The sequence below is a fragment of the Rhizobium sp. CECT 9324 genome (assembly GCF_918741265.1).
GTDB lineage: Bacteria > Pseudomonadota > Alphaproteobacteria > Rhizobiales > Rhizobiaceae > Allorhizobium.
Genome location: NZ_CAKKMZ010000002.1, coordinates 1,178,220 through 1,200,947, shown reverse-complemented (window position 1 = coordinate 1,200,947; position 22,728 = coordinate 1,178,220). Strand labels below are relative to the sequence as shown.

The following is a 22,728-nucleotide window of genomic DNA, read 5'->3' as shown; positions in this document are numbered from 1 at the left end:
AGAGTGTGAGGCAAAGGATGCGGAACCTGAACTCAACATCCTGGGAGAGTGATGAGCCATGGTCGATACCCTTTCGAATTACCGTGCGAAACGCGACTTCAAGAAGACAAGCGAACCGAGCGGCGAAACCCATGTCAAACCATCGAACCGTCGGCGATTTGTTATTCAGAAGCACGACGCGACGCGCCTGCACTATGACCTGCGACTTGAACTTGATGGAGTATTCAAGTCATGGGCGGTGACCCGGGGGCCTTCGCTCGATCCACAGGACAAACGGCTTGCGGTGGAAGTCGAAGATCATCCTCTCGACTACGGTGATTTCGAAGGCACGATCGCCAAGGGTCAATACGGCGGCGGCACGGTTATGCTGTGGGATCGCGGTTATTGGGAGCCGGAGGGAAACCAAACGCCCGAGCAAGCGCTGACAAAAGGTGACTTGAAGTTCACGCTGGAAGGCGAGCGGTTGCACGGCAGCTTTGTGCTTGTTCGCATGCGCCATGACAGGAATGGCGGGAAGCGGACCAATTGGCTGCTGATCAAGCATCGTGACGATTTTGCCGTTGAAAAAGATGGCGAAGCCGTGCTGGGAAAACACACGACGTCGGTTGCATCGGGTCGCTCGATGGACGCAATTGCCGCCGGCAAGGGGAAAAAGCCGAAGCCCTTCATGCTGGAAGGTGTGACAGTGACCGCAGACGCGGTGTGGAACAGCCGTGAAGGACTGGCGGCGGAAGAGCGCAAGGCGAGCGTCAAGGTGCCGAAGAAATCGAACGCCACGCTGGCAAAATCGACCATGCCGGCGTTCATTGCTCCGCAGTTGTGCGAAACTCTGGTGCGTCCACCAACGGCCGATGGCTGGATTCATGAAATCAAATTTGACGGTTACCGCATCCAGATGCGCGTCGAGAACGGGAGCGTCACGCTGAAAACCCGCAAGGGCCTGGACTGGACCGCAAAATATCCCGCGATCGCAAAGTCATCCTCAGTACTGGCCGATTGCCTGATTGACGGCGAAATCTGTGCCCTCGACGAAAACGGCGCTCCCGATTTTGCCGCACTTCAGGCGGCAATGTCCGAGGGAAGGACCGACAATCTGGTCTTTTTCGCCTTCGATCTGCTCTATGCTGCAGGCAGAAACCTTCAAGCGCTTCCCCTGACCGACCGCAAGGAACAACTGGCGACGTTGCTGGCTGAATCCGGTGAAGACGCCCGCCTTCGTTTCGTTGAGCATTTCGAAACCGGCGGTGACGCCGTGCTGAAATCAGCCTGCCGCCTCTCGCTTGAGGGCATCGTTTCCAAAAAAGGCGATGCGCCCTATCAATCCGGCCGGTCCTCTACATGGGCGAAGTCGAAGTGCCGGACCGGTCATGAGGTGGTAATCGGCGCCTATGCAAAAACCAACGGCGAATTCCGCTCTTTGCTGGTCGGTGTCTATCGCGGGGACCATTTTGTCCATGTCGGACGCGTCGGCACGGGCTATGGTGCAAAGACCGTCGCAACGCTCTTGCCCAAACTGAAAGCCATGAAGGCGGAGAAATCGCCCTTCACGGGTATTGGCGCGCCAAAGAACTCCCCTGATATCGTCTGGCTCAAGCCCGAGCTCGTCGCCGAAATCCAGTTTGCCGGCTGGACGGCTGACGGTCAGGTGCGCCAGGCTTCGTTCAAGGGGCTGCGGGAAGACAAGCCGGCAGCGGAGGTTGAGGCCGAAAAGCCAGCTCGCCCAGAGCAGGCCAAGGTGCCAGACCCGGATATGGCGAAACCCGTTCCGAAACGCTCTCGACGCGCTGGCGGGAAACAAGAGGTCATGGGCGTGATGATCTCCAGTCCGGACAAACAGCTCTGGCCCGATGCCGGTGATGGCGAGCCGGTAACCAAGGCCGATCTGGCAGGCTATTATGAAGCTGTCGGTCCTTGGATGATCGAGCATATCAAAGGCAGGCCATGTTCGATCATTCGCGCACCGGATGGGATTGCCGGCGAACAGTTTTTTCAGCGCCATGCAATGCCGGGCACGTCGAACCTGGTGGAACTGGTGACCGTGTCGGGGGACAAAAAACCTTACCTGCAAATCGATCGTATCGAAGGTCTCGCCGCCATTGCCCAGATCGGCGGCGTCGAACTCCATCCATGGAACTGCGAAGCGGGACAACCGGAGGTGCCGGGCAGGCTGGTGTTCGATCTGGATCCGGGGCCGGGTGTGGAATTCAAGGCAGTGATCGAGGCGGCGCGCGAGATCCGTGACCGGTTGGAGGAATTGGGACTTGTGAGCTTCTGCAAAACCACCGGCGGCAAGGGGCTGCATGTTGTGACGCCAATCGCGGTCCCCAAACGTGAAAAACTAGATTGGGACGCGGCAAAGAGTTTTGCGCACGATGTCTGCGAAGCGATGTCGCGCGACAATCCGGACCTCTATCTCATCAAGATGGCCAAGAAGCAGCGCGAGGGGCGAATCTTCCTCGACTATCTGCGCAACGACCGAACGGCAACGGCCGTCGCTCCGCTATCGCCACGGGCGCGCGCCGGGGCGACCGTTTCGATGCCGCTCAACTGGAGCCAGGTGAAAGCCGATCTCGATCCCAAACGCTACACGATACGAACGGTGCCCGATCTGCTCGCCAAATCGACCGCCTGGCAAGACTATGGGGATGCACGGAAATCGCTCGGCCAGGCGATCAAGCGGTTGAAGAAGACCACGGCCACGTGATCATCTTCTTGTCGGTCCAGCAATCGACAAGGCAACCTCTGCCAGTTATCGAACTGGCTTGCCGCCGGTTCATTTCCTCGACCGCGTTTCCGCGGCAATGGACTTTTTCAAGGCATCCATGATGTTGATGACATTGCTCGGTGGCGATGACGGCGGGGCTGGTTTCGGCTGGCGCGTGGTCTTTCTCTGGGCCTTCTTCTTCGTGTCAATAATATCCAGCAACCGATCCTGAACGGGGTCTACCACCATTTTCTCGGACCAGTCCTGCGTCTGCTTCTTGATCAGCTTTTGGATGAGCGGCATCATCGCAGTATCCGCTGTCGCCTCGCCAATGCCTTTGAAATAGGTATCTTCATCGCGAACTTCGTCGCCGTAGCGCAGTGTCCAGAGCAAGATGCCTTTGCCGCGTGGTTCTAGCATGACCGCGCGTTCGCGCCGGCTGATCACCAGGCGTGAGATGCCAACCATCTTCTTCGCCTGCATCGCTTCACGGATAACGGAAAACGCCTCGTGGCCCACGGCGTCGTTCGGCGCGAGGTAATAGGGCGTATCAAGCCAGATCCACTCGATACTGTCGCGTGGGGCGAAGGTGGAGACGTCAATGGTTTTGGTGCTGTCGAGTGCAACGGTGTCGAGTTCCTCTTCCTCGAGCAGGACATAGTCGTCCTCACCCCGCTTGAAGCCTTTGACCTCGTCGTCCTGCTCGACCTCCTTGCCGGTGACGGAATCCACATACTGGCTGACAACGCGGTTCTTCGTCTGGCGGTTGAGCGTGTGAAACCGCACCTTTTCGCTTTCCGAGGTCGCCGGCATCATCTGCACCGAACACGTGACCAGCGAGAGCTTCAGATAGCCTTTCCAATAGGGGCGCACTGCCATTTTAATCTGTCCCTGTTAACCGGCGCGACGCGTGGACGCTGCGGACTTTTTGGATTTTACAGATGGCTTCGCCGGCGTTTTTTTACCTCCGGCGTTTTTGTTAGCGTTTGCGGTAGGCCGTTTCCCTCGCTTCGTCCCATCCTTGCCAGCGCTTTCGCGCAATGCCTGCAGCAGATCGGTTGGTTTAAACGCAGCCTCTGGTTTCCTTTTCGGCAAAGAGCGGCCTTCGATCTTGGCCTTGACCAGATCGGCGACGGCCTCTTCGTAGCGGTCATCGAAAGCGGAGACGTCGAATTTGCCTTTTTTGGTACCTATGATGTGTTCGGCAAGCTCCAGCATCTCGCCACCGATTTCGATGTCCGGAATATCGACGAATGCCTCCTCTGCCGATCGAACCTCGTAGTCGAAGTTGAGGGTAGAAGCGATCAGGCCCTTTCCATGGGGCCGGATAAGGACGGTTCGCATGCGCCGGAACAGCACTGTGCTGGCAATTGCCGCCACCTTTTCCTTCTTCATGCCGTCGCGCAAAAGCACAAACGCCTCCGTGCCCAGCTTGTCGGGCGCCAGATAATAAGGCTTGTCGAAATAGGTGGTGTCGATCTGCCCGCAGGGGACAAAGGCTTCGATCTTCAGTGTTTTGTCGCTGTCGGGCACGGCGCCGGCGATCTCGTCCGGTTCAAGCACGATGAAATGACCGTCTTCCGTCTCGTAGCCCTTTACCTGATCGTCACGTTCCACCGGATCACCGGTTTCGCTATCAACAAACACCCGGTTGACGCGATTGCCGGTTCGGCGGTTGAGAGTGTTGAATGCGATGCGCTCCGATGAGGAGGCTGCTGTGTAAAGCGCCACGGCGCAGGAAACCTCCCCGAACTTGATGAAGCCTTTCCAATTCGCTCTTGCGGACACCATGGCGATCCGGCTCCTTTATCTTGTCGACCACATTCAACCAGTTGGATCGGCATTCGTTCCAGACTGACGTCAATAATCTGAAACCAGCGTGCGGCCCGCTGGAGCGCATGCAGAAATGCGACCATGCAGGCGTCTGTTTGCCAGGAGCACACGAAGCCTTAAGCAAGCTGTGATGGATTGTCTCGGCGATTAGACGACCTCAAAAATTTGGAGTGCCAACCTGTGTCGAAACAGTGCGAAGGATGCCGCGACGGTCGCTTGGATGTGCCGTTCTCGATGGCGTTCCAGCCGATTGTCGACATCCGGACAGGCGCGATCTTCGCGCATGAGGCCCTTGTCCGCGGACCGACCGGAGAAAGTGCCACGACGGTTCTTAACCAGATCGACGCCGAAAACCGCTATGCATTTGACCAGGAATGTCGGGTCAAGGCGATCGAACTGGCGTCAGCCCTCTACGACCCGGGCGACCAGGTGAAGTTATCAATCAACTTCATGCCAAATGCCGTCTACGAGCCACGCGCCTGTATTCGTCTGACGTTGGCGACCGCGACGAAAACCGGTTTCCCCCTGGACCGCATCATTTTCGAATTCACCGAGAATGAGAAGCTCGATACCAAGCATGTCCTTCATATCCTGCGCACCTACAGGGAGATGGGGTTCAAGACTGCAATCGATGATTTCGGCGCAGGCCATGCGGGGCTGGCGCTGCTGGCACAGTTTCAGCCGGACATCGTCAAACTGGACATGGATATGGTCCGCGGGATCGACATCGATCCTGTCAGGCGTACGATCGTCAAGCACACCTTACGCATGCTCGAGGAACTTGACGTTGTGCCGCTCTGCGAGGGGGTAGAAAGCGCCGAGGAGCTGAAGGTTCTGAACGACCTCGGCGTTTTTCTCATCCAGGGCTATGTCTTGGCCAGGCCGAGTTTCCAAAGCCTCGCGGTGCCGGTAGACCCCCATACGCTGTTGACCGTGGTGCCGTAGCAGGTCAGCCAGCCAATCGCTGGTCGATTGCGGAATCGACAGTAACTCGGTGATGCCTGCAGCGTGCTCGATGAAGCAGCATTTTGCCCAGGGAGCCTGGTCCAGCAGATTGGACAAGAGATAGCGTGCTAAACAATCGGCGGTAAACCGCGACGTTGTCGAGAGCCCTTCGCCTTCGCTTCCTGCAACCCTTCCGTTTCTGTCTGGGGCGAGCGAGCCATGCAGGCACGGAAACAGAAGGGTGCCAAACATGGGCGATGTGTCGCTGACCATTGTGTGCAACAGTCAGTCTGCGAAAAACTTCGTAATTATTTGTTCTTCAGCAGCCAGATTTTCCCGGCCATGGTAATTTCCTGGTGCAATTGGTCCGCGGCGTCATCCGAACCGAGTTCGTTCAGAAGGCCGAAATCTCTCAGCTGGTTCACGGTCGTTGTCGTGGCGAACCGAATTTTGCGCGCCCGTTCCTTGAAGCGATCGGTCTTGGCATAGGTGATGGTGGCGTTCAAATGTGTCCACTTGTTGCCTTCTTGCGGATAGAGATCACCTTCCAGAGCAAGCTTTAAGCCCCGTAATTGTACGGGCGTCAACGTGATCGGCAGTATTTCAATCTTGTCGGGTGCTGTGGTCAAAATCAGGTCCTTGCGTACTGGAATGAGAATAATCTAAGGCGGCTCATGGCCATCTGGGTTTGATTTAGCACGATGTAACGGCTGGCGACAACGAGGTGTGTGGACTTGCCCGCGCTCCCCTACCCCAAGCCGGCCCAAAATCGCCCTCGAACCATGCTCAATCCGCCTTCAACCAGTCGGCAAGCTCCGCCTCGGCACGCTCGAGAGCCGCGTAATTCAACAGCTTCCGCAGCAATGCCACGGCAACCGCACGCGCGCGCAGGTTGAATCGGCCGTCATCATGGTCGTCGGCCGCCATCTGGTAGACGTCCAGCTTCTCATACAGATGCTGCAGCCGGTTCTGCACGCTGCGCAAAGACAGGCCGCGTCGCCTGGAAATCGCCCGATCGGTCAGGCCCAGCGCGATATCGACGAGGATCTCGTATTCGGTGTCGCTGAAACCGTTGACTTGGCCGAGGCTTTTCTGCTGCATACCGCGCACCTCGCGGTCGATCACACATTGCGCCTCGACGAAGATGCTGCGCAGGGCCAGACGCAGCCGCTCGTCGGACGCCGATTTCAACACATAGCCATAGGCCGCCCCATCGGGCACGATACGCGAGACACCGCGTACATAGGCCTCGTCCGAATAGTTGGACCAGAAAAGGATCCTCGTATCTGGCCGTTCTTTCCAGATGGTACGTGCCGCTTCGATGCCGTTGCGCGCTTGCATCTGGAGATCCATCACCACATGGGCCGATTTGTTGTCGCGCGCGAGTTTTTCGCCCTGCGTGCCGTTATCGGCCTCGATCACCGTGTCGCATTCGGGCAAAGCGGCACAGACCGCCTCGTGCAGATAGGACCGATGCAGCGGATCATCCTCAACGATCAGAACCTTCATGCTCGCTCTCCTGCCGATTTCGGGGTCGCCGGCTCGACGGGCAACTGGACACGCACGACTGTGCCCTTGCCCTCGCGGCACGGGCCGATGGTGAATTTTGCCGAGATCAGCCGCGCCCGCGTCATCATGTTGTCGATGCCTCCACCGCTGCGGCGCCGTGGTTTCGTCATGCCATGTCCGTCGTCAGATACCTCAATCACAACGCCCAAGGCCTGATTGCGCAGCCGCACCGTGATGTGGCCAGCCTGTGCGTGGCGGGCAGCGTTGTTGATCGCCTCCTGGGCAATGCGAAAAAGGGCGATGCGGAGTGTCTTGTCCAAGGTGTCGATCAGGCCATCGGTTTCGTCCACGAGCTCCCAGCGGGTCTCTCCCCCCGTGTCGCGCAATGATCTGTCCAGATGGTTTTCGACGGCCTGGGCAAAGCCGAAGAGTTGCAGCACAGAAGGCTTCGCTTCCTCGATGATCTCACGCAGGTCCTGCATGCAATGCTGCAGGCTGCGCGCAAGCGGTTCCAGCGCATCGCCGGGCACGTCCTGCTCGTTCGTTAACCGGTCGAGCCGGCGCGAAAGCCGCGTCAGATCTGCCAGCGTCTGGTCATGCAGGTCCATGCCGATACGCTGGCGCTCCCGCTCCAGCGCCTCTGTCAGGTTCAATGCGCCAAGGCGCAGACCTTCTTCGCGCGCGCGGGCTTCTGCTTCGACGATGGCAGATTGTTTGGCCTGATCGGCTGCGCGAAGGGCGAAGAAGTAGGGCGACAGTAGGTCGGCGACGGAGCGCGCATTGGCCACGTCCTCGGACGTGTAGAACGAAACCTGATGCGAGGAACATGAGAGCGCGCCGATCACCTCACCCTCGACCTTCAAAGGTACATGGATACGGCTTCTCAGGTTGTGCTCGAAGATTGGCCGGGTGAACGCATCCTGGAAGTGGAAGCGCTGGTCAGCCTGAGCGTCGGGCGTGAGCATCTGGTCGACCTCGCCCCACAGCAACGAACGGATCGGGCTGTTGCAGACTGGTGCTGGCGCGTGCTCTCCCCACGCCGTATCGAGGCCCGTTTCATAGGCGGTGTGGTATTTGCCGTTGACCATCGTGATACAGACATCCAGGTGGTCATGGGGAATGATGTGTGACACCTCCGCACCCACGGCCTTGATGGCCGAGCGGAAGTCGAGCTGCCCCGCCAGCAGGCGCGATATGCCCAGGTAATGATCGAGCAGCGCCAGGGGCGCTATCTTCAACATGTCGTTCCTCTCCTCCCACGACCGCCCACTCCCGACAGGCGCCGTGCACATTGCTCCTAGGATAGAAGCCTTGCTGGCAGCGTCTTGCTGGATCCCGCATCATCTTGCGTAGTTCCCGCACTCACCCTGCTGTCGCAAGCCTATACAAGCCGCGCATTCTATACCATCCTGCCCTTGTCGAGAGGAGGTGCTCGGCATGGGAGTTCAGTTTCGTCCGCTCTATCGCGGGACGATTGAAAAAGAGGAAACCGACCGCCTGAAGGTCGGACTAGAGGGAGAGAGACCATGAAGAAATCCAGAATGCTTCTGGCGACGGCATCACTTTGCCTTGCCTTGACACCCCTGGCCGCGCAGGCGGATACCTCGGGCAAGAAAATCGCGTTATCCAACAACTATGCCGGCAACTCCTGGCGACAGGCCATGCTGACGAGTTGGGAAAAAGTGACCGGCGCCGCCGTCAAGGACGGCAAGGTCGCCGCCGCCGATGCCTTCACCACGGCCGAAAACCAGGCGACCGAGCAGGCTGCACAGATCCAGAACATGATCCTGCAGGGCTATGATGCCATCGTCGTCAACGCAGCATCGCCGACTGCGCTCAACGGCGCCATCAAGGAAGCCTGCGATGCGGGCATCACCGTCGTCTCTTTCGACGGTATCGTCACCGAGCCCTGCGCCTGGCGCATCGCCGTCGATTTCAAGGAAATGGGCCGCAGCCAGGTCGAATATCTGGCGGGCAAGCTGAAGGACGGCGGCAACCTGCTCGAGATCCGCGGTCTGGCCGGCGTCTTTGTCGACGACGAGATTTCGGCCGGCATCCATGAAGGTGTGAAGCAGTTCCCGCAGTTCAAGATCGCCGGCTCAGTGCATGGCGACTGGGCGCAGGACGTGGCGCAGAAGGCCGTCGCCGGCATTCTGCCAAGCCTGCCGGACATCGTCGGCGTGGTCACTCAGGGCGGTGACGGCTACGGTGCGGCCCAGGCCATCGCCGCGGCCAATCGCAAGATGCCGATCATCGTGATGGGCAATCGTGAAGACGAACTGAAGTGGTGGAAGGAACAGAAGGACGCCAACAGCTATGAGACCATGTCGGTCTCCATCGCGCCCGGCGTCTCGACGCTCGCCTTCTGGGTTGCCCAGCAGATCCTGGACGGCAAGGAAGTGAAGAAAGACCTCGTCGTGCCATTCCTGCGCATAGATCAGGACAATCTCGAAGCCAATCTGGCCAATACCCAGGCCGGCGGCGTCGCCAATGTCGAATACGCCCTGGAAGATGCCCAGAAGGTCATCGAGGGCGCGAAGTAAGCCCTATCCGGACCCTCCCTGTTCCGTCCGGCGCCGCGCCGGGCGGGGCAGGCGGTCAGGCAGTCGCGCGCCTTTCGCCGACAGTCGCCATCTTCACATTGCAGTGGGATTGAATACATGACAGAGGCCCGTTTTTCGCAAACGGTGGTCAGCGTCTCCGACGCCAAGGTCGTTTTCGGCGCAGTCAAGGCATTGGACGGCGTAACGCTTGCCATTCGCTCAGGCGAATGTGTGGGACTAGTCGGCCACAACGGCGCGGGCAAATCGACGATCGTCAACGTCATCAATGGCGGGCTGTCGCCGCATGAAGGCACGGTTATCTATGCCGAAGATCCAGCACGCGGCCACGGCATCAGCGCCGCCCGCCAAAGCGGCATCCGGTGTGTCTTCCAGGAGCTTTCACTCTGCCCCAACCTCACCGTGGTCGAGAACACCCGTGTCATGCACAAGCCGCTTTCCGGCTGGGGCTGGCGCCGGCGCGGGAGTGACATCATCGCGCGCAAACTGGACGAGATCTTCCCCGGCCACGGCATCGACAGCGGTGAGCATGTCGGCAATCTCTCGATCGCCGAACGCCAAATGGTGGAAATCGCCATCACCTTCTGCGAGATCGGTCATCCGGTGCGGCTGGTCATTCTCGATGAGCCAACCTCATCACTGGACTCGCGACTGGCCAGTCAACTGCTTGCCTATGTCCGCCGCTTCGTCGCGGCCGGCGGCTCCGTCATCTTCATTTCCCATATCCTGTCCGAAATACTCGGTATTGCCGACCGCATCATCGTGATGAAGGACGGCCGGGTCGTGACCGAGCGCGCCGCCTCAACCTTCTCCGAACACAACTTGATCGAGGCGATGGGTAGCGTGGTCAAAGAACACCGTGCCGCGCGGGTCTTGGCGGACAGGGGAAGTAGCCCGCCTACCCTCTCTGCATCACCTGTGCACGGGCGCGGGCTGGCCTTTGAGGCCTTTCCGGGCGAGATCGTGGGGTTTGCCGGCCTCGGCGGCCACGGCCAGACCGACATGCTGGTCAAGCTCTACCTGTCCCTCAGCGGTGACTGGTTCGGCAGGCGCGATCCGGCCGCAATGTTCGTTGCCGGCGACCGTGCGGTCAACGGCACCTTCCCCCTGTGGAGCATCCTGAAGAACATGAGCGTCGCGTTGCTGCCCGACCTTTCGCACCGTGGCCTGCTGGATGAAGACCGCGAACAGGCACTCGGCCGGTCCTGGCGAGAGCGGATCGAAATCCGCACGCCCGACATGGACAATAACATCCTGTCGCTGTCTGGCGGAAATCAGCAGAAGGTGCTGTTTGCCCGTGCTCTGGCGAGCCGCGCCCCGGTCGTTCTGATGGACGACCCCATGCGAGGCGTCGACATCGGCACCAAGCAGGAGGTCTACGGCATCCTCAGGACCGAAGCCGATCAGGGGCGTACCTTCATCTGGTATTCGACCGAAATGGACGAGGTCTGCCTATGCGACCGGGTCTATGTCTTCAACAATGGTGCGATCGTTGCCGAGCTCGCCGGCAAGGCGGTCACGGAAGAGAACATTCTGGCCGCCTCTTTCACCGAGGTTGCAGCGTGAAGAAAATCTTCTCACCCGATACGATCCGGCTCATCGTTCCGGCACTGTCGCTGACGGTGCTGCTGATCGCCGTCTTCTATCTTCAACCGCGTGCCATGAGCTACACCGGCCTCAACCTGCTCTTTAACCTCGCGGTTCCGATCGCGCTGGCCACGATCGCGCAAATGCTGATCATGACAGTCAACGACCTCGATCTTTCGATGGGCACCTTTGTCAGCTTCGTCGCCTGTGTCACCGCCACCTTTTTGCAGGCAACGCCGTTTCTCGGCATCGTCATCCTGCTCGCGGCCATCGCCACCTATGCCGCCATCGGCGTACTGATCCATCTGCGCGACCTGCCCTCGATCGTCGTCACGCTCGGCATGAGTTTTGTCTGGGGTGGGCTAGCGGTGCTGATCCTGCCTGCACCGGGCGGCCAGGCGCCTGACTGGATACGCGCCATCATGACGTCCAAGCCTCCGATCTTGCCGATGGCGATCGTCGCCAGCATCTTGATCGCCGTGTTTTCACATTTGCTGATCATGCGCTCGTCATTCGGCGTGGTGCTGCGCGGTGTCGGCGGCAATGCCCGCTCTGTCGAGCGCGCAGGCTGGTCGATCATCCGGGCGCGGGCGGCAGTCTATGCGCTTGCCGCCTTCTTCGCGATCCTGGCCGGCATTGCACTGGTCGGGCTGACCACCGCGGCCGATGCCAATATCGCGCTGCGCTACACCTTGCTGTCGATCGCCGGCGTCATCCTTGGCGGCGGCGAGTTCGTCGGCGGCCGTGTTTCGCCGATCGGCGCCGTGATCGGCGCGCTGACGCTGACGCTTGCCGGCTCCTTCCTCTCCTTCCTTCGGATTTCGCCGGACTGGCAAATCGGCGCCCAGGGGGCCATCCTGATCATCGTGCTGGCGCTCCGGCTGCTGCTCAACCGCTTTGAAGCAAGGAGGGCGCGCCGATGACCGCCTTGATGCGCAAGCCCTGGATCTGGTCCTTCATTGCCACGGCCCTGGTGTTCCTGACGACCATCCTCGTCACCGGCGGCGCGAGCATGGCGGGCCTTGCCCAGGCGACGCTGACATTTGCCGCCTTCTCCGTCATTGTCGGCATCGGCCAGATGCTGGTGATCACGCTCGGTCCCGGCAATATCGATCTTTCCGTGCCTGCCACTATGACGCTGGCCGGCACGGTGGCGCTCAAGCTGATGAATGTCGAAGACAGCATGGTGGTGCCGGGCCTGCTTGTCGCCATCGGCATCGGTGCCTTAATTGGAACGGGCAACTACGCCCTGATCAAGCTGCTGCGCATTCCGCCGATCATCGCGACCTTGTCGATGAGCTTCGTGGTGCAATCCACCGCGATCTGGACCAATCGCGGGCTGCGCATCAAGCCGCCGCCGGTGCTGGCGGATTTTACCACATCGACCACGGCCGGCATCCCCAATGTCGCGATCATCGCAATCATCCTCTCCGCCATCGTCTGGGTGCTCCTGCAAAAAACCGTCTATGGGCGCTGGATCGCCGCCATAGGCCAGAGCATTCGCGCTGCCCGCATGGCCGGCATTCCCATCGACGGCATCCGGTTGATCACCTATGTGCTTTGCGCGGTGCTTGCCTCGATCTGCGGCTATCTGCTGGCGAGCTTCTCGGGCGGCGCGGCACTCAACATGGGATCGGAATACCTGTTGATGTCGATCGCCGTCGTGGTTATTGGCGGCACGGCGGTTGCCGGCGGCGATTCCAACGTCCCGGGTATCTGGGGCGCCTCGCTCTTCATGTTCCTGGTGGTCTCCATGCTCAATACCTATGGGTTTGGCGCGGGTGTCCGCCTCATTCTCACAGGTCTCATCATCATCGCCGTCATCATGCTCGCCGGCGGGCGAACGGTCGGAAAACGCTAGGCAGGACAGTATCATGTCGCAAAACCCCAACTATGAGATTTTCGACCCGCGTTTCCGCTCGCTGGTCATCAGCAGCGCCGATCTGGAGGAACTTCATTCCGATTGCCGTTGGGCCGAAGGCCCCGTCTGGTTCGACGATGGCGGATATCTGCTGTTCAGCGATATCCCAAACCAGCGGATGCTGCGTTATGTCGAGGGTGGCGGCATCTCGGTGTTTCGCACACCGTCGAATTTCACCAATGGCAATACCCGCGACCGGCTGGGCCGGCTTGTCTCCTGCGAACATGGCCTTCGCCGGGTCACTCGCACCGAGGTCGACGGCACGATCACGGTGCTGGCGGACAGCTTCAATGGCCGGCGTTTGAACTCGCCGAACGATGTCGTGGTGCGCTCGGACGGTTCCGTCTGGTTCACGGATCCGACCTACGGCATCCTGTCCGACTACGAAGGATACAAGGCAGACCCCGAACAGAAGACCCGCAACGTCTACCGGCTGGAACCGGATACCGGCCTGATCGAGATCATGGTGGACGATTTCCTGCAGCCGAACGGGCTCGCCTTTTCACCCGATGAAAGCCTCCTTTATGTCGCCGATTCCGGCGCGAGCCATGTCGAGGGCGCGCCACGCCATATCCGCGTCTTCGACGTTGTCGATGGTCGCAAGCTCGCCAATGGCCGCATCTTCGCCGAGATCGACAATGGCATACCCGATGGCATCCGCCTCGATATGGCCGGCAATCTCTGGTCCAGTGCCGCAGACGGAGTCCACTGCTTTGCGTCTGATAGCACTCTGCTCGGCAAGATCCTCGTGCCGCAGACCGTTGCCAATCTCACCTTCGGTGGCCCGCGGCGCAACCGGCTGTTCATCACCGCGACGAAATCGCTGTATTCGATCTATGTCACGGCGACAGGCGCTCAAACGCCGTAGGTTCACCGGCGCGTTTGGTGAGCAGACCGGTCGACTGTCGCGACACCGCAACGGTCAGTCCGTGCCCTCGGCCTCATGTCTTTCATCTTGGTTCTGAAAATCCCGGATCTGGCCGTCCTGCAACTGCGCAGACCGCCTTGCCACCGAGTCCTGACGCAGGAGGTCTATAAATCTCCAGCGCATCTCCGGCATCGTGATCGAACCGTCAATCCACAGTTCGAGCAGATCGCGAAACTGCGGATGTGTATCGATAGGCCGACCGCGGTCCCTGCAGCGAGCGATGATGCGTTCCGCTATTTCCCGGCGCGAGTCCATGAGCGACATACGTCCTTATATTCGAATGGAGGCGGGTAGATATCAATGGTCGTCAGCCAGCGCCACCAACGAAAGAGATGTTTGATCGATTACCACAGTTTGTTTCACGCGCCTGTCAGCGGGCCTGTCCCATATCGTCGGACAGGTCGTCCGCTTCTCTCACCGGCGATCTCGCATTCACAACAGGCGCCGGCTGGGTTGGTAGCACACGGCAACTGAGCACACATTTGTGTCATTTCATCCGGCGACGTTCAATGCCTCCAAACGGTCAAATTCGGCTCGTCACTCCGAGCGAGCTTCGGGCCGGATGTACAATACGCACTTGTGTTGCTTGAGCAACGACCATGCGGGTTGATCAAGGCCAAGCCACATTCCGCAGCCCCAAGGCCACGTTCAGAAGGACAGCTGCACTTTCATCGACCGTGTCCTATCTCCGGCTGTTTCGAAGGCCGTGACGGCGTCTGCAAGCGGGAACACACCGGTCAGCAACGGCTTCAGGTCCACCCTGCGTTGATTGATCAGATCGACGGCCAGCGCAAATTCCTCATGGAAACGGAAGGTGCCCTTCATCTCGATCTCTTTTGCCACAACCATGTTTTGCGGAATGGCGACGTCACCGCCGAGCCCGAGCTGAACAAGGACCGAACGCGGCTTGAGCACGTCCAGACCGGAGCGCACTGCCCGCTCGTTTCCGGACGCCTCGAACTGGACGTCGAAATAGCCCTTGTTCGCCGCATAGGCCTGGAGTTGCTCTGGATTGGCGGCAACGTTGATGACGCGATCGGCACCGACCTCAAGCGCTTTTTCGAGAACCGCGTCCATCATGTCGGTCGCCACGATCTCGCGGGCGCCATGGGCGCGGGCAGCGATGATGGCCAGTGCGCCGATCGGGCCGCAGCCGGTGACCAACACCCGTTTGCCAATCAGCGAACCGGCACGAGCCACCGCATGCAGCGTCACCGCGAAGGGCTCGGCCATGGCGGCCTCGTGGATCGAGACACCTTCTGCCACCGTATGACACTGCCACTGCTCGGCCACGAGCCGCTGGCGGAAGGCGCCCTGGATATGCGGCATTGGCATGGCACTGCCGTAGAAGCGCATATTCAGGCAATGGTTCTGATGGCCGGCAAGGCAATAGTCGCAGGCGCTGCAGGGACGACTCGGTGAAACCGCAACTCGGTCGCCGACCGCAAGTGTCGAGACACCCGCGCCCAGAGCCCTCACCGTTCCGGCCACTTCATGACCGAGGATCATCGGCTCGCGCAGCCGCACGGCGCCGAAGCCTCCGTGATTGTAGTAGTGTAAATCGGAGCCGCAAATTCCGCCCGCATCGATTGCCACCTCGACCTGGCCGGGCTCGAGTACTTCGACGTCCCTCTCTTCGATCCTCAGATCCCTGGCGGCGTGAATGACAACGGCTTTCATGGACATGACCTCAAACGACTGCAGTGAGAAGGGAAGCGCCGGCAAAATGTGCGGCAAGATTGTCGCGAACGAGTTTGCCCATCGCCTTGCGGGTTTCGATCGTGCCCGACGCGTGATGCGGCTGCAGGAGCACGTTGTCGAGTGCGAGAAACCGCGGATTGAGCTTTGGCTCGCCTTCGAACACGTCAAGTGCCGCCGATCCCAGCAAGCCGGTCTCCAACGCTGCGAGCAAGGCCTCCTCGTCAATATTGGACGCGCGCGAGATGTTGATCAGCATGCCGTCTGGACCAAGCGCTGCGATCACGTCGCTTGAGACGATATGGCGGGTGACGTCAGATGCCGCCAGCGTGACGAACAGGAAATCGGCATAGTCTGCCAGCGCGACGGGATCGGCGATGAAAGTCATGCCGTCCGCGTAAGGTTTGGCGGACACATCACTATAGGCGATGTCCATATCGAAGCCCTTGAGCCGCTTGGCCACTTCGAATCCGATACGTCCGAGACCGAGCACGCCGGCCTTGCGCCCCCAGATCCGGCGCTTCAGGGGATAGAGGCCCTTGGCCGCCCAGCTTCCGTCCTGCACCCAGCGCTCGGCGCCGATCATGCCGCGCGACTGGCACAGCATCATGGCCACGCCGAGATCGGCCACGTCATTAGTCAGCACATCGGGCGTATTGGTGACACGGATGCCACGCGCGCGGCAGGCCGCAAGATCGACGGCATCATAGCCGACTCCATAGACCGAGACGATCTCCAGCTTCGGCAGCTTGCCGATCAGATCCGCCGAAGCACCGAGTTCACCGCGGGTGGCAATCGCCCTGACAGTGGCTCCGTTGCGGTCGAGGAAAGCTTCGCGATCGGCTGCCTCATAGAGCTTGTGCACCACATAACGGTCTTCGAGATCGACCAGATCCCAATCCGGATAGGGGCCTGTCATCAGAATTTCTGGCTTGCTCATCGTGTCCTCCACATATCTGTCAGTTTGCTCAGTGCCGGCCCTTCGGGCGGACATGCAGGTCATAGGCATATCGACGATGGCCTCCAGCGGCTGGTTGATGTCTATGCTGATCACGTCTGCCTCTGCCACCGGCGGCTCCAGCGCGGCCAACTGGCTATCGAGCAACGAGAGCGGCATATAATGGTCGGTGCGCTCCGCCATGCGTGCGGTCAGCAGGGCCCTTTCTCCGCGCAGGAAGACAAAGGTCACCGGTCGGTCGGCAAGCCGCCGCAACCGATCCCGATAGGCCCGCTTCAAGGCCGAGCAGGAGATGACGATATCGCCGGCTGCGCCCAGCTCCTGTCCAAGTGCATCCAGCCACGGCCAGCGATCATCGTCGTCAAGCGCCAGACCGATGCGCATCTTGCCGACATTGGCGGGCGGATGAAGGCTGTCGCCCTCCAGGAACCGACAGTTCAAGAGCTGCGACAGCCGCGCAGCGACCGAACTATTGCCGCAACCGCAGACGCCCATCACGACGATCGGACCAAACGGATCCTTCCCGTCAGAGGCTGGTGGTGATGCCGCCATCAACATAGAGCGTGTGTCCGTTGACAAAAGAGGAAGCCGGGCTCGAGAGGAAGACCGCAGCCCCGACCAGTTCGTCGACATTGCCCCAGCGGGCAGCGGGCGTGCGCTTCTCGAGCCATGAGGAGAACTCCGCGCTGTCGACCAGTGCCTGGTTGAGCGGCGTCTTGAAATAGCCGGGCGCCAGCGCGTTGATCTGCAGGCCGTACTTGGCCCAGTCGGCGCACATGCCGCGGGTGAGGTTCTTCACGGCACCCTTGGTCGCCGTGTAGGGTGCGATGCCGGGACGCGCAAGTTCGCTCTGCACCGAGGCAATATTGACGATTTTGCCCCGCCCGCGGTCGATCATGTGCCGTGCTACCGCCTGCCCGACGTAGAACACGCTGGAGACATTGGTCTTCAGCAGCTGTTCCCAGCGATCGACGGGAAACGCCTCCAGCGGCGTGCGGAACTGCATGCCGGCATTGTTGATCAGGATGTCGATTGGCCCGACAGTCTGCTCGATCGTGTCGACGCCGCGCTTCACCGCATCGGCATCGGTCACGTCGAAATCGCTGACCGCAACCGCATGGCCCGCCTGCCGCAAACTGTTAGCCGCAGCCGCAAGCTTGCTTCCGTCGCGGCCATTCAGAACGACGGATGCTCCGTGTTCGGCAAGCCCCTGTGCAAGAGCAAACCCGATCCCCTGCGACGAACCTGTCACCAAGGCACGATGACCGGAAAGATCAAAAAGTGGGAAGGTCATAAAACCTCCTTGCGATATGAGAAAACACTGACTCAATTCGGAAGCGGCGGACCGCATTCAGATATCGACGACCAGGCCCTTGGCTTTCAGAACCGCTTCGAGATTGCTGACCTCGATCACCGATTTGCCCTGCTTGTAGGCTTCGATAAAGCCGGTCTCGGCATCTTCCCTGGCCTGCGAAAGCTTGGCCGCATCCTGGGCGTCTTCGCGACGCACGACCACCAGTCCGTCGGCATCGCCGACGATGATGTCACCGGGATGGATGGTTTCTCCGCCGACGATGATGGAATCGTTCACCGCAGCGATGGTTTCCTTTACGGTCCCCTTGATGCAGACGCTGAGCGAAAAGACCGGGAAGCCTAGGTCACGTAGTTGCAGCGTATCGCGCACGCCGGTATCGGTCACCAAACCACCGATGCCTTTGGCAAGGCAGGCATTGGCGAGCACATCGCCGAAGGATCCGGCTTCTTCGTATTCGCCAGCCGACACAACGATGATATCGCCGGGCTTAGCATAGTTGATGGCAAGCTGAAGCATGATGTTGTCGCGCGGGGCGCATTTGACCGTGAAGGCCGGGCCACACAGCTTCATGCGGTAATCCACGGGCTTCAGGCGCGAGGATAGCGCGCCGCGACGCCCCTGGGCTTCATGGATCGTTGCCGGCGAGAATTTGGCAAGGGCGTCGATATCGGCCTGGGCTGGCCGTTCGGCGATGTCTTTAATGTGGATCACTGGATTCCTCCCACGGTTGGACCGGCGGCGGGCACGCCCCGCCGCCTTCTGTCACCATTGTTTTTCAGTTGAGCTGCCGACGGGGCTGAAGCCCTGCGGTCTTAGGGGATCGGGTCGAACTTCAGTTCGGAGAGCGGCACGACCTTGTCGGCGCGTGTCATCTTGTATTCGGTGTCAGGGCCAAGCCACTTGTCCCAGATCTTGTTGATTTCGCCGGACGTATCCAGCTTGCGCAGTACTTCGTTGATCTTGGCAGTCAGGGCCGGATTGTCCTTGGCCATGCCGATGCCGATTGGCTGAAACAGCATCGGATCCTGGATCATCCGCATCTCTTTGCCCTTGGTCTTCGATTCGTTGACGAACTTTGTCGTCGTCATGGTATTGGCTACCATGCCGCGCGCCTTGCCCTGCTGTACGGCGAGATAGGCAGACGCGGTATCCTGGAAGGTCAGGGGCTCGGACTTGTTGAGCTTGATCGACATTTCAGAGGTCGAGCCCTTGGTTGATGCGATGCGCTGACCTTCGTAATCGGACTTCTTCTGGCCGGCGTCGTCGGCTGGAACGATCAGCATTTCTTTTGCGAGATAATAGGGATCGCTGAACTGGATCTGCTCTGCGCGGTTCAGCGTGTATGCAAGGTTGGCGACCGTGATATCAACACGACCGAGTTTGACCTCCGGCACACGGGCTTCGACCGAGACAGGCTTCACTTCGGCCTTGACGCCAAGTTCGGCGGCGATCGCATTGCATAGGTCAACGTCAAAGCCGGCCATTTCGCGGGTTGCCGGGTCAGGCGAGGCGAACGGAGGCACGTCGGCAAACGTGGCGCACCGCAGCGTCTTGTTCGACAAGATCGTGTCGAGCTGATCTGCCTTGGCCGGCGAGATGGCCGATGCGCCGGCCAGCACTGCCGTAAGCGTGAGTGATTTCCAGTTCATTGCTGTTCTCCATTGTTTTGGTTTTGTTTGAGGTTGCGGATGTCAGTGGCGCAGATCGGCAAGGAACCGCTGTGCACGGGGGTGACTAGGTGCTTTGAAAAACTGTTCCGGCGGAGCCGTCTCAATGATTTCTCCGGCATCGATGAACCAGATCCGGTCGGCGACATCGCGGGCGAAGCCCATTTCGTGAGTGACGCACAGCATCGTCATGCCATCGGCTGCAAGGCTTTTCATGACCGCCAGAACCTCTCCGACCATCTCGGGGTCGAGCGCGCTAGTCGGTTCGTCGAACAGCATGACCGGCGGCTCCATGGCGAGCGCACGTGCGATCGCAACCCGCTGCTGCTGTCCACCGGAGAGTTGGGCTGGATAGGCATTCGCCTTGTCTGCAAGCCCTACTCGATCAAGCAGCTTCAACGCCTTGTCGTGGGCCTCCGCGGGAGCAACGCCTTTCACCCGGATGGGCGACATCGAAACATTCTCGACAACGGACAGATGCGGGAAAAGATTGAAGTTCTGGAAAACAAAGCCAATGCGGCTGCGCAGAAGATTGAGCTCCTTGGTCCGCATCGGAGCGTGGATATTCTGGCCGTCGAAGCTGATCGCGCCGCTGCTGATCTCTTCCAGGCGATTGATGGTTCGGATCAGCGTCGATTTTCCCGACCCCGACGGGCCGCAGATCACCACCACCTCGCCGCGGGCAACCTCGGCGTCGATATTCTTCAGAACAGGATGATCCCCGTAGCTCTTGTAGACATTTGCAATTCGAATAGCCTGGGGCTGTTGGGCTGATGTGTCTGACAGGGTCATGGCTGCTCCGATACGATTTTGGACATTGCCAGCGACACCGGCTTTGCGCGATCGGTCAAACCGGCCCGCCGGCGTGTGATCCGGCGCTCGATGACGTTGGCGACATGCGTCAGGCTCCAGCAGATTGCGTAGTAGACGACTGCCAGGATCAGGAAGACCTGGAATGGTTGGGTCAGCAGCTGATTGTTGACCTGGCTTGCCGCGAAGGTGAGATCCGGCACATTGATGACATAGCCGAGCGTCGTGTCCTTGATCGTCGAGACGAAGGTTGAGATGATGCTCGGGATCATGTTGTAGAGCGCTTGCGGCAGGATGACGAACCGCATGGCCCCGAGATAACTGTGGCCGAGTGCTTTGGCCGCCTCCATCTGGCCGTGACCGAGAGCCACAATACCGCCGCGAACGACCTCGCTGAGGAACGCGCCCTGATAGACCACAAGCGTCGTCAGCATCGTCACGAAGCTCGGAACGTCCGCGCCAGTCCAAAGAGGTACCAGGAAATAGCTCCACAGGATGAGCATCAGCAGAGGCACGCCGCGGGTTACATAGACCAGCCCTGTCACCGGCCACCGCAACAGCCGCCATTTCGAAAGCCGTGCCAGTGCAAACAGGATGCTGACCGGGAAGGCCAGTGCAATGCTGAGCGCAGACAGAATGAGCGTATTTGCCAGACCTCCAAGGGGGCCGTTGGGATATTGACCGATCAGTAGCAGCAGCCAGTAGTCGCTGATGATCGCGGTGATGTCGCTGATCATGCGCGTGCCCTCCAGGCTGGGTCAGCGCGCAGTGAGAGATAGGCGCCCGCCCCCATGATGAGAAGGGAGATGAAGAGGTAAAGCACCGTGCCGATCAGATAGATTTCAAAGGTTCGAAAGCTGAGATTTTCGATTTCCTTGACGGCATGCGTCAGTTCAGGCGCACCTATGACGATAGCGAGACTGCTATTCTTGAACAGGGAGACGCTATGATTGATGAGCGGTGGTAAGGAATTGCGGACGCCTTGTGGCATGACCACGAAACGCATTGCCGAGAGATAGCCGTGTCCGAGTGCCTTGGCAGCCTCCATCTGTCCAGGGCTCACCGATCGCAGACCTGAGCGCAAGTCTTCGCTGAAATAGGCCGCTTGGCATAAGCCGAGGCCGACGATGGCAAAGATCGTTTCGGCGTTGTGCTCCACCAGCCATGAGGTCAACCAATCCGGCAGCAACGTGAATATGCCGAAATACCACAGCATCAGTTGCACGAGTGTCGGGACGTTGCGGTGATAAGAGACATAGGCGGCAACAAATCTGTCGCCAAAACGGAACGGCGAGAAACGTATGCTGAGCAGGGTAAAAGCCAGCGTCATCGCCAGCATCCACGAGCCGAAGAAGATGACGAACGTCATTTCGATGCCGTGCAGCAGCATCTGGACATAGTCCGGGTTAGACAGGATTGCGGACAGATCGAATCCGGTCACGGCCGCTGCTCCTCGCCATTCACATCGCCCGCCGGAGCCGGCTGCGGCCGGGCCGTCTGCAGGCCGCCCATGACCTGAAGCGTCGGCGTGATCTCCATGTGCCCGATATTCATCGACACCGGTGCAGCGATAGCAAAGGCGATCGCTTCGGCAATGTCTGCAGCCTGTGGAAGTTCGTAACCGTCGATGAAGCGCTCGCGAATGCTGGGATCATTGCCGTGAACATGATTGAAGATATCGGTCGCCACGCGCCCGGGGCAGATTTCAGTGACGCGCACGCGTTTACCAAAGGCGTCAAGACGCAGCTGGTTCGACAGCATGGCGACGCCGGCCTTGACGGCATGATAGGTCGAGTTGCCACCGAAATTGTAATTCCCGGCGATGGACGAGATGTTGATGACGTGTCCTCGATCACGAGCAACCATACCGGGCACAATTAGGCGGCAGATATGCAGCACTGCACGCAGATTGACGTCCACGAGCAGGTCGATATCGCCTTCATCGGCTTCCAGGAATTTTTTCGGCCGATCGACGCCCGCATTGTTGACGAGAATATCGAACTGAACACGGCTGGCGAGTTCGGCGATTGCCGCGCGATCCGTGACGTCGATCACGTGGGCAATGCAGCCAGTGCGGGTGGCCAGGTCTTGAAGGGCATCGTGACTGCGGGCGATGGCGTGAACTTCGATGTTCTCGCGCCGAAACCGCTCCACGACGGCAGCGCCGATACCGGAAGATGCGCCGGTCACCAATGCAGTCTTGTAGTCGGAGAAAGGCATTATGATCCCCTTGTTGTTGCCTGAGACACTAGCGAAGGTTTAAATCCTTGCCTAAGACCGATTATCTCTGGA

Annotated in this window: 22 protein-coding genes and 1 pseudogene; 7 read left to right on the top strand and 16 right to left on the bottom strand. The window is 59.7% G+C overall.

All coding sequences use genetic code 11. The features are described 5' to 3' along the window. Positions 1 to 58: 58 nt before the first annotated feature. Positions 59 to 2,704: a DNA ligase D gene (gene ligD / locus LQ231_RS25405; RefSeq protein WP_230174894.1), complete on the top strand. Its 2,646-nt coding sequence runs from the start codon at positions 59 to 61 to the stop codon at positions 2,702 to 2,704. A 69-nt stretch (positions 2,705 to 2,773) separates the two neighbouring features. Here the strand turns inward: ligD and LQ231_RS25400 are convergent, their stop codons facing one another. After that, positions 2,774 to 3,583 (bottom strand): Ku protein, encoded by an 810-nt coding sequence (locus tag LQ231_RS25400; protein WP_230174892.1) that lies wholly within the window; start codon positions 3,581 to 3,583, stop codon positions 2,774 to 2,776. A 15-nt stretch (positions 3,584 to 3,598) separates the two neighbouring features. Then, complete coding sequence (locus tag LQ231_RS25395) at positions 3,599 to 4,495, bottom strand: Ku protein (protein ID WP_230174890.1); 897 nt, start codon at positions 4,493 to 4,495, stop codon at positions 3,599 to 3,601. 222 nt (positions 4,496 to 4,717) lie between these two features. Between LQ231_RS25395 and LQ231_RS25390 the strand changes: the two genes are divergently transcribed. Beyond that, positions 4,718 to 5,482, top strand: coding sequence for an EAL domain-containing protein (locus LQ231_RS25390; RefSeq protein ID WP_230174889.1), 765 nt, complete (start codon positions 4,718 to 4,720; stop codon positions 5,480 to 5,482). Between the two features lie 308 nt (positions 5,483 to 5,790). Here the strand turns inward: LQ231_RS25390 and LQ231_RS25385 are convergent, their stop codons facing one another. The 3 genes from LQ231_RS25385 to LQ231_RS25375 form a co-directional block, all read right to left on the bottom strand. Beyond that, positions 5,791 to 6,111, bottom strand: a complete 321-nt coding sequence (locus LQ231_RS25385; RefSeq protein ID WP_113139767.1) for a hypothetical protein — start codon at positions 6,109 to 6,111, stop codon at positions 5,791 to 5,793. 157 nt (positions 6,112 to 6,268) lie between these two features. Then, positions 6,269 to 6,991, bottom strand: a complete 723-nt coding sequence (locus LQ231_RS25380) for a response regulator transcription factor (protein WP_230174888.1) — start codon at positions 6,989 to 6,991, stop codon at positions 6,269 to 6,271. After that, the gene (locus tag LQ231_RS25375; protein ID WP_230174887.1) at positions 6,988 to 8,232 is read right to left on the bottom strand and encodes a sensor histidine kinase; all 1,245 of its coding nucleotides are present in this window, start codon (positions 8,230 to 8,232) and stop codon (positions 6,988 to 6,990) included. The genes LQ231_RS25380 and LQ231_RS25375 overlap by 4 nt, the downstream gene beginning before the upstream one ends. Positions 8,233 to 8,517: 285 nt before the next feature. Here LQ231_RS25375 and LQ231_RS25370 point away from each other — a divergent pair, with 285 nt between their 5' ends. From LQ231_RS25370 to LQ231_RS25350, 5 genes are all read left to right on the top strand, one after another. Then, positions 8,518 to 9,534, top strand: coding sequence for an ABC transporter substrate-binding protein (locus LQ231_RS25370; RefSeq protein WP_230174886.1), 1,017 nt, complete (start codon positions 8,518 to 8,520; stop codon positions 9,532 to 9,534). Positions 9,535 to 9,651: 117 nt separating this feature from the next. Next, a complete protein-coding gene (locus tag LQ231_RS25365; RefSeq protein WP_230174885.1) occupies positions 9,652 to 11,118 on the top strand; it encodes a sugar ABC transporter ATP-binding protein in 1,467 nt (488 codons plus the stop codon). After that, positions 11,115 to 12,062 carry an ABC transporter permease gene (locus LQ231_RS25360; RefSeq protein ID WP_230174884.1) on the top strand — a complete coding sequence of 316 codons (948 nt, stop codon included), beginning with the start codon at positions 11,115 to 11,117 and terminating at the stop codon, positions 12,060 to 12,062. Before LQ231_RS25365 ends, LQ231_RS25360 begins: the two co-directional genes overlap by 4 nt. Further along, complete coding sequence (locus LQ231_RS25355; RefSeq protein WP_230174882.1) at positions 12,059 to 13,000, top strand: ABC transporter permease; 942 nt, start codon at positions 12,059 to 12,061, stop codon at positions 12,998 to 13,000. The genes LQ231_RS25360 and LQ231_RS25355 overlap by 4 nt, the downstream gene beginning before the upstream one ends. A gap of 13 nt (positions 13,001 to 13,013) precedes the next feature. Next, on the top strand, positions 13,014 to 13,928 hold the full coding sequence (locus LQ231_RS25350; RefSeq protein WP_230174880.1) for an SMP-30/gluconolactonase/LRE family protein: 915 nt from the start codon (positions 13,014 to 13,016) through the stop codon (positions 13,926 to 13,928). A 54-nt stretch (positions 13,929 to 13,982) separates the two neighbouring features. On the opposite strand, the gene LQ231_RS25345 is transcribed toward LQ231_RS25350, so the two are convergent. The 11 genes and pseudogenes from LQ231_RS25345 to LQ231_RS25295 form a co-directional block, all read right to left on the bottom strand. Beyond that, positions 13,983 to 14,243 carry a hypothetical protein gene (locus tag LQ231_RS25345; protein ID WP_230174878.1) on the bottom strand — a complete coding sequence of 87 codons (261 nt, stop codon included), beginning with the start codon at positions 14,241 to 14,243 and terminating at the stop codon, positions 13,983 to 13,985. 393 nt (positions 14,244 to 14,636) lie between these two features. Continuing rightward, positions 14,637 to 15,668 (bottom strand): L-idonate 5-dehydrogenase, encoded by a 1,032-nt coding sequence (locus LQ231_RS25340; RefSeq protein WP_230174877.1) that lies wholly within the window; start codon positions 15,666 to 15,668, stop codon positions 14,637 to 14,639. A gap of 10 nt (positions 15,669 to 15,678) precedes the next feature. Next, positions 15,679 to 16,626, bottom strand: coding sequence for a 2-hydroxyacid dehydrogenase (locus LQ231_RS25335; RefSeq protein WP_230175069.1), 948 nt, complete (start codon positions 16,624 to 16,626; stop codon positions 15,679 to 15,681). A gap of 81 nt (positions 16,627 to 16,707) precedes the next feature. Further along, positions 16,708 to 17,139 (bottom strand): annotated as a pseudogene (locus LQ231_RS25330) (gluconokinase); the annotation flags it as partial. Between the two features lie 31 nt (positions 17,140 to 17,170). Beyond that, positions 17,171 to 17,938 carry an SDR family oxidoreductase gene (locus LQ231_RS25325; protein ID WP_230174876.1) on the bottom strand — a complete coding sequence of 256 codons (768 nt, stop codon included), beginning with the start codon at positions 17,936 to 17,938 and terminating at the stop codon, positions 17,171 to 17,173. A gap of 57 nt (positions 17,939 to 17,995) precedes the next feature. Beyond that, positions 17,996 to 18,670 carry a 4-carboxy-4-hydroxy-2-oxoadipate aldolase/oxaloacetate decarboxylase gene (locus LQ231_RS25320; RefSeq protein ID WP_113139779.1) on the bottom strand — a complete coding sequence of 225 codons (675 nt, stop codon included), beginning with the start codon at positions 18,668 to 18,670 and terminating at the stop codon, positions 17,996 to 17,998. A 101-nt stretch (positions 18,671 to 18,771) separates the two neighbouring features. Beyond that, a complete protein-coding gene (locus tag LQ231_RS25315; RefSeq protein WP_113139780.1) occupies positions 18,772 to 19,608 on the bottom strand; it encodes an ABC transporter substrate-binding protein in 837 nt (278 codons plus the stop codon). 42 nt (positions 19,609 to 19,650) lie between these two features. Further along, positions 19,651 to 20,418 (bottom strand): amino acid ABC transporter ATP-binding protein, encoded by a 768-nt coding sequence (locus tag LQ231_RS25310; RefSeq protein ID WP_113139781.1) that lies wholly within the window; start codon positions 20,416 to 20,418, stop codon positions 19,651 to 19,653. Continuing rightward, positions 20,415 to 21,173 carry an amino acid ABC transporter permease gene (locus tag LQ231_RS25305; RefSeq protein ID WP_113139782.1) on the bottom strand — a complete coding sequence of 253 codons (759 nt, stop codon included), beginning with the start codon at positions 21,171 to 21,173 and terminating at the stop codon, positions 20,415 to 20,417. Before LQ231_RS25305 ends, LQ231_RS25310 begins: the two co-directional genes overlap by 4 nt. Then, a complete protein-coding gene (locus tag LQ231_RS25300; protein ID WP_113139783.1) occupies positions 21,170 to 21,877 on the bottom strand; it encodes an amino acid ABC transporter permease in 708 nt (235 codons plus the stop codon). The genes LQ231_RS25305 and LQ231_RS25300 overlap by 4 nt, the downstream gene beginning before the upstream one ends. Then, entirely contained in the window at positions 21,874 to 22,656 is a 783-nt protein-coding gene (locus LQ231_RS25295; RefSeq protein WP_230174875.1) for an SDR family oxidoreductase, read from the bottom strand. The genes LQ231_RS25300 and LQ231_RS25295 overlap by 4 nt, the downstream gene beginning before the upstream one ends. Positions 22,657 to 22,728 lie beyond the last annotated feature (72 nt).

Excerpts from the sequence above, each read along its gene's own strand:
- ligD (WP_230174894.1), top strand. The coding sequence starts at position 59 with ATGGTCGATACCCTTTCGAATTACCGTGCGAAACGCGACTTCAAGAAG.
- LQ231_RS25400 (WP_230174892.1), bottom strand. The coding sequence starts at position 3,583 with ATGGCAGTGCGCCCCTATTGGAAAGGCTATCTGAAGCTCTCGCTGGTC.
- LQ231_RS25395 (WP_230174890.1), bottom strand. The coding sequence starts at position 4,495 with ATGGTGTCCGCAAGAGCGAATTGGAAAGGCTTCATCAAGTTCGGGGAG.
- LQ231_RS25380 (WP_230174888.1), bottom strand. The coding sequence starts at position 6,991 with ATGAAGGTTCTGATCGTTGAGGATGATCCGCTGCATCGGTCCTATCTG.
- LQ231_RS25375 (WP_230174887.1), bottom strand. The coding sequence starts at position 8,232 with ATGTTGAAGATAGCGCCCCTGGCGCTGCTCGATCATTACCTGGGCATA.
- LQ231_RS25370 (WP_230174886.1), top strand. The coding sequence starts at position 8,518 with ATGAAGAAATCCAGAATGCTTCTGGCGACGGCATCACTTTGCCTTGCC.
- LQ231_RS25365 (WP_230174885.1), top strand. The coding sequence starts at position 9,652 with ATGACAGAGGCCCGTTTTTCGCAAACGGTGGTCAGCGTCTCCGACGCC.
- LQ231_RS25355 (WP_230174882.1), top strand. The coding sequence starts at position 12,059 with ATGACCGCCTTGATGCGCAAGCCCTGGATCTGGTCCTTCATTGCCACG.
- LQ231_RS25350 (WP_230174880.1), top strand. The coding sequence starts at position 13,014 with ATGTCGCAAAACCCCAACTATGAGATTTTCGACCCGCGTTTCCGCTCG.
- LQ231_RS25345 (WP_230174878.1), bottom strand. The coding sequence starts at position 14,243 with ATGGACTCGCGCCGGGAAATAGCGGAACGCATCATCGCTCGCTGCAGG.
- LQ231_RS25340 (WP_230174877.1), bottom strand. The coding sequence starts at position 15,668 with ATGAAAGCCGTTGTCATTCACGCCGCCAGGGATCTGAGGATCGAAGAG.
- LQ231_RS25335 (WP_230175069.1), bottom strand. The coding sequence starts at position 16,626 with ATGAGCAAGCCAGAAATTCTGATGACAGGCCCCTATCCGGATTGGGAT.
- LQ231_RS25325 (WP_230174876.1), bottom strand. The coding sequence starts at position 17,938 with ATGACCTTCCCACTTTTTGATCTTTCCGGTCATCGTGCCTTGGTGACA.
- LQ231_RS25315 (WP_113139780.1), bottom strand. The coding sequence starts at position 19,608 with ATGAACTGGAAATCACTCACGCTTACGGCAGTGCTGGCCGGCGCATCG.
- LQ231_RS25310 (WP_113139781.1), bottom strand. The coding sequence starts at position 20,418 with ATGACCCTGTCAGACACATCAGCCCAACAGCCCCAGGCTATTCGAATT.
- LQ231_RS25305 (WP_113139782.1), bottom strand. The coding sequence starts at position 21,173 with ATGATCAGCGACATCACCGCGATCATCAGCGACTACTGGCTGCTGCTA.
- LQ231_RS25295 (WP_230174875.1), bottom strand. The coding sequence starts at position 22,656 with ATGCCTTTCTCCGACTACAAGACTGCATTGGTGACCGGCGCATCTTCC.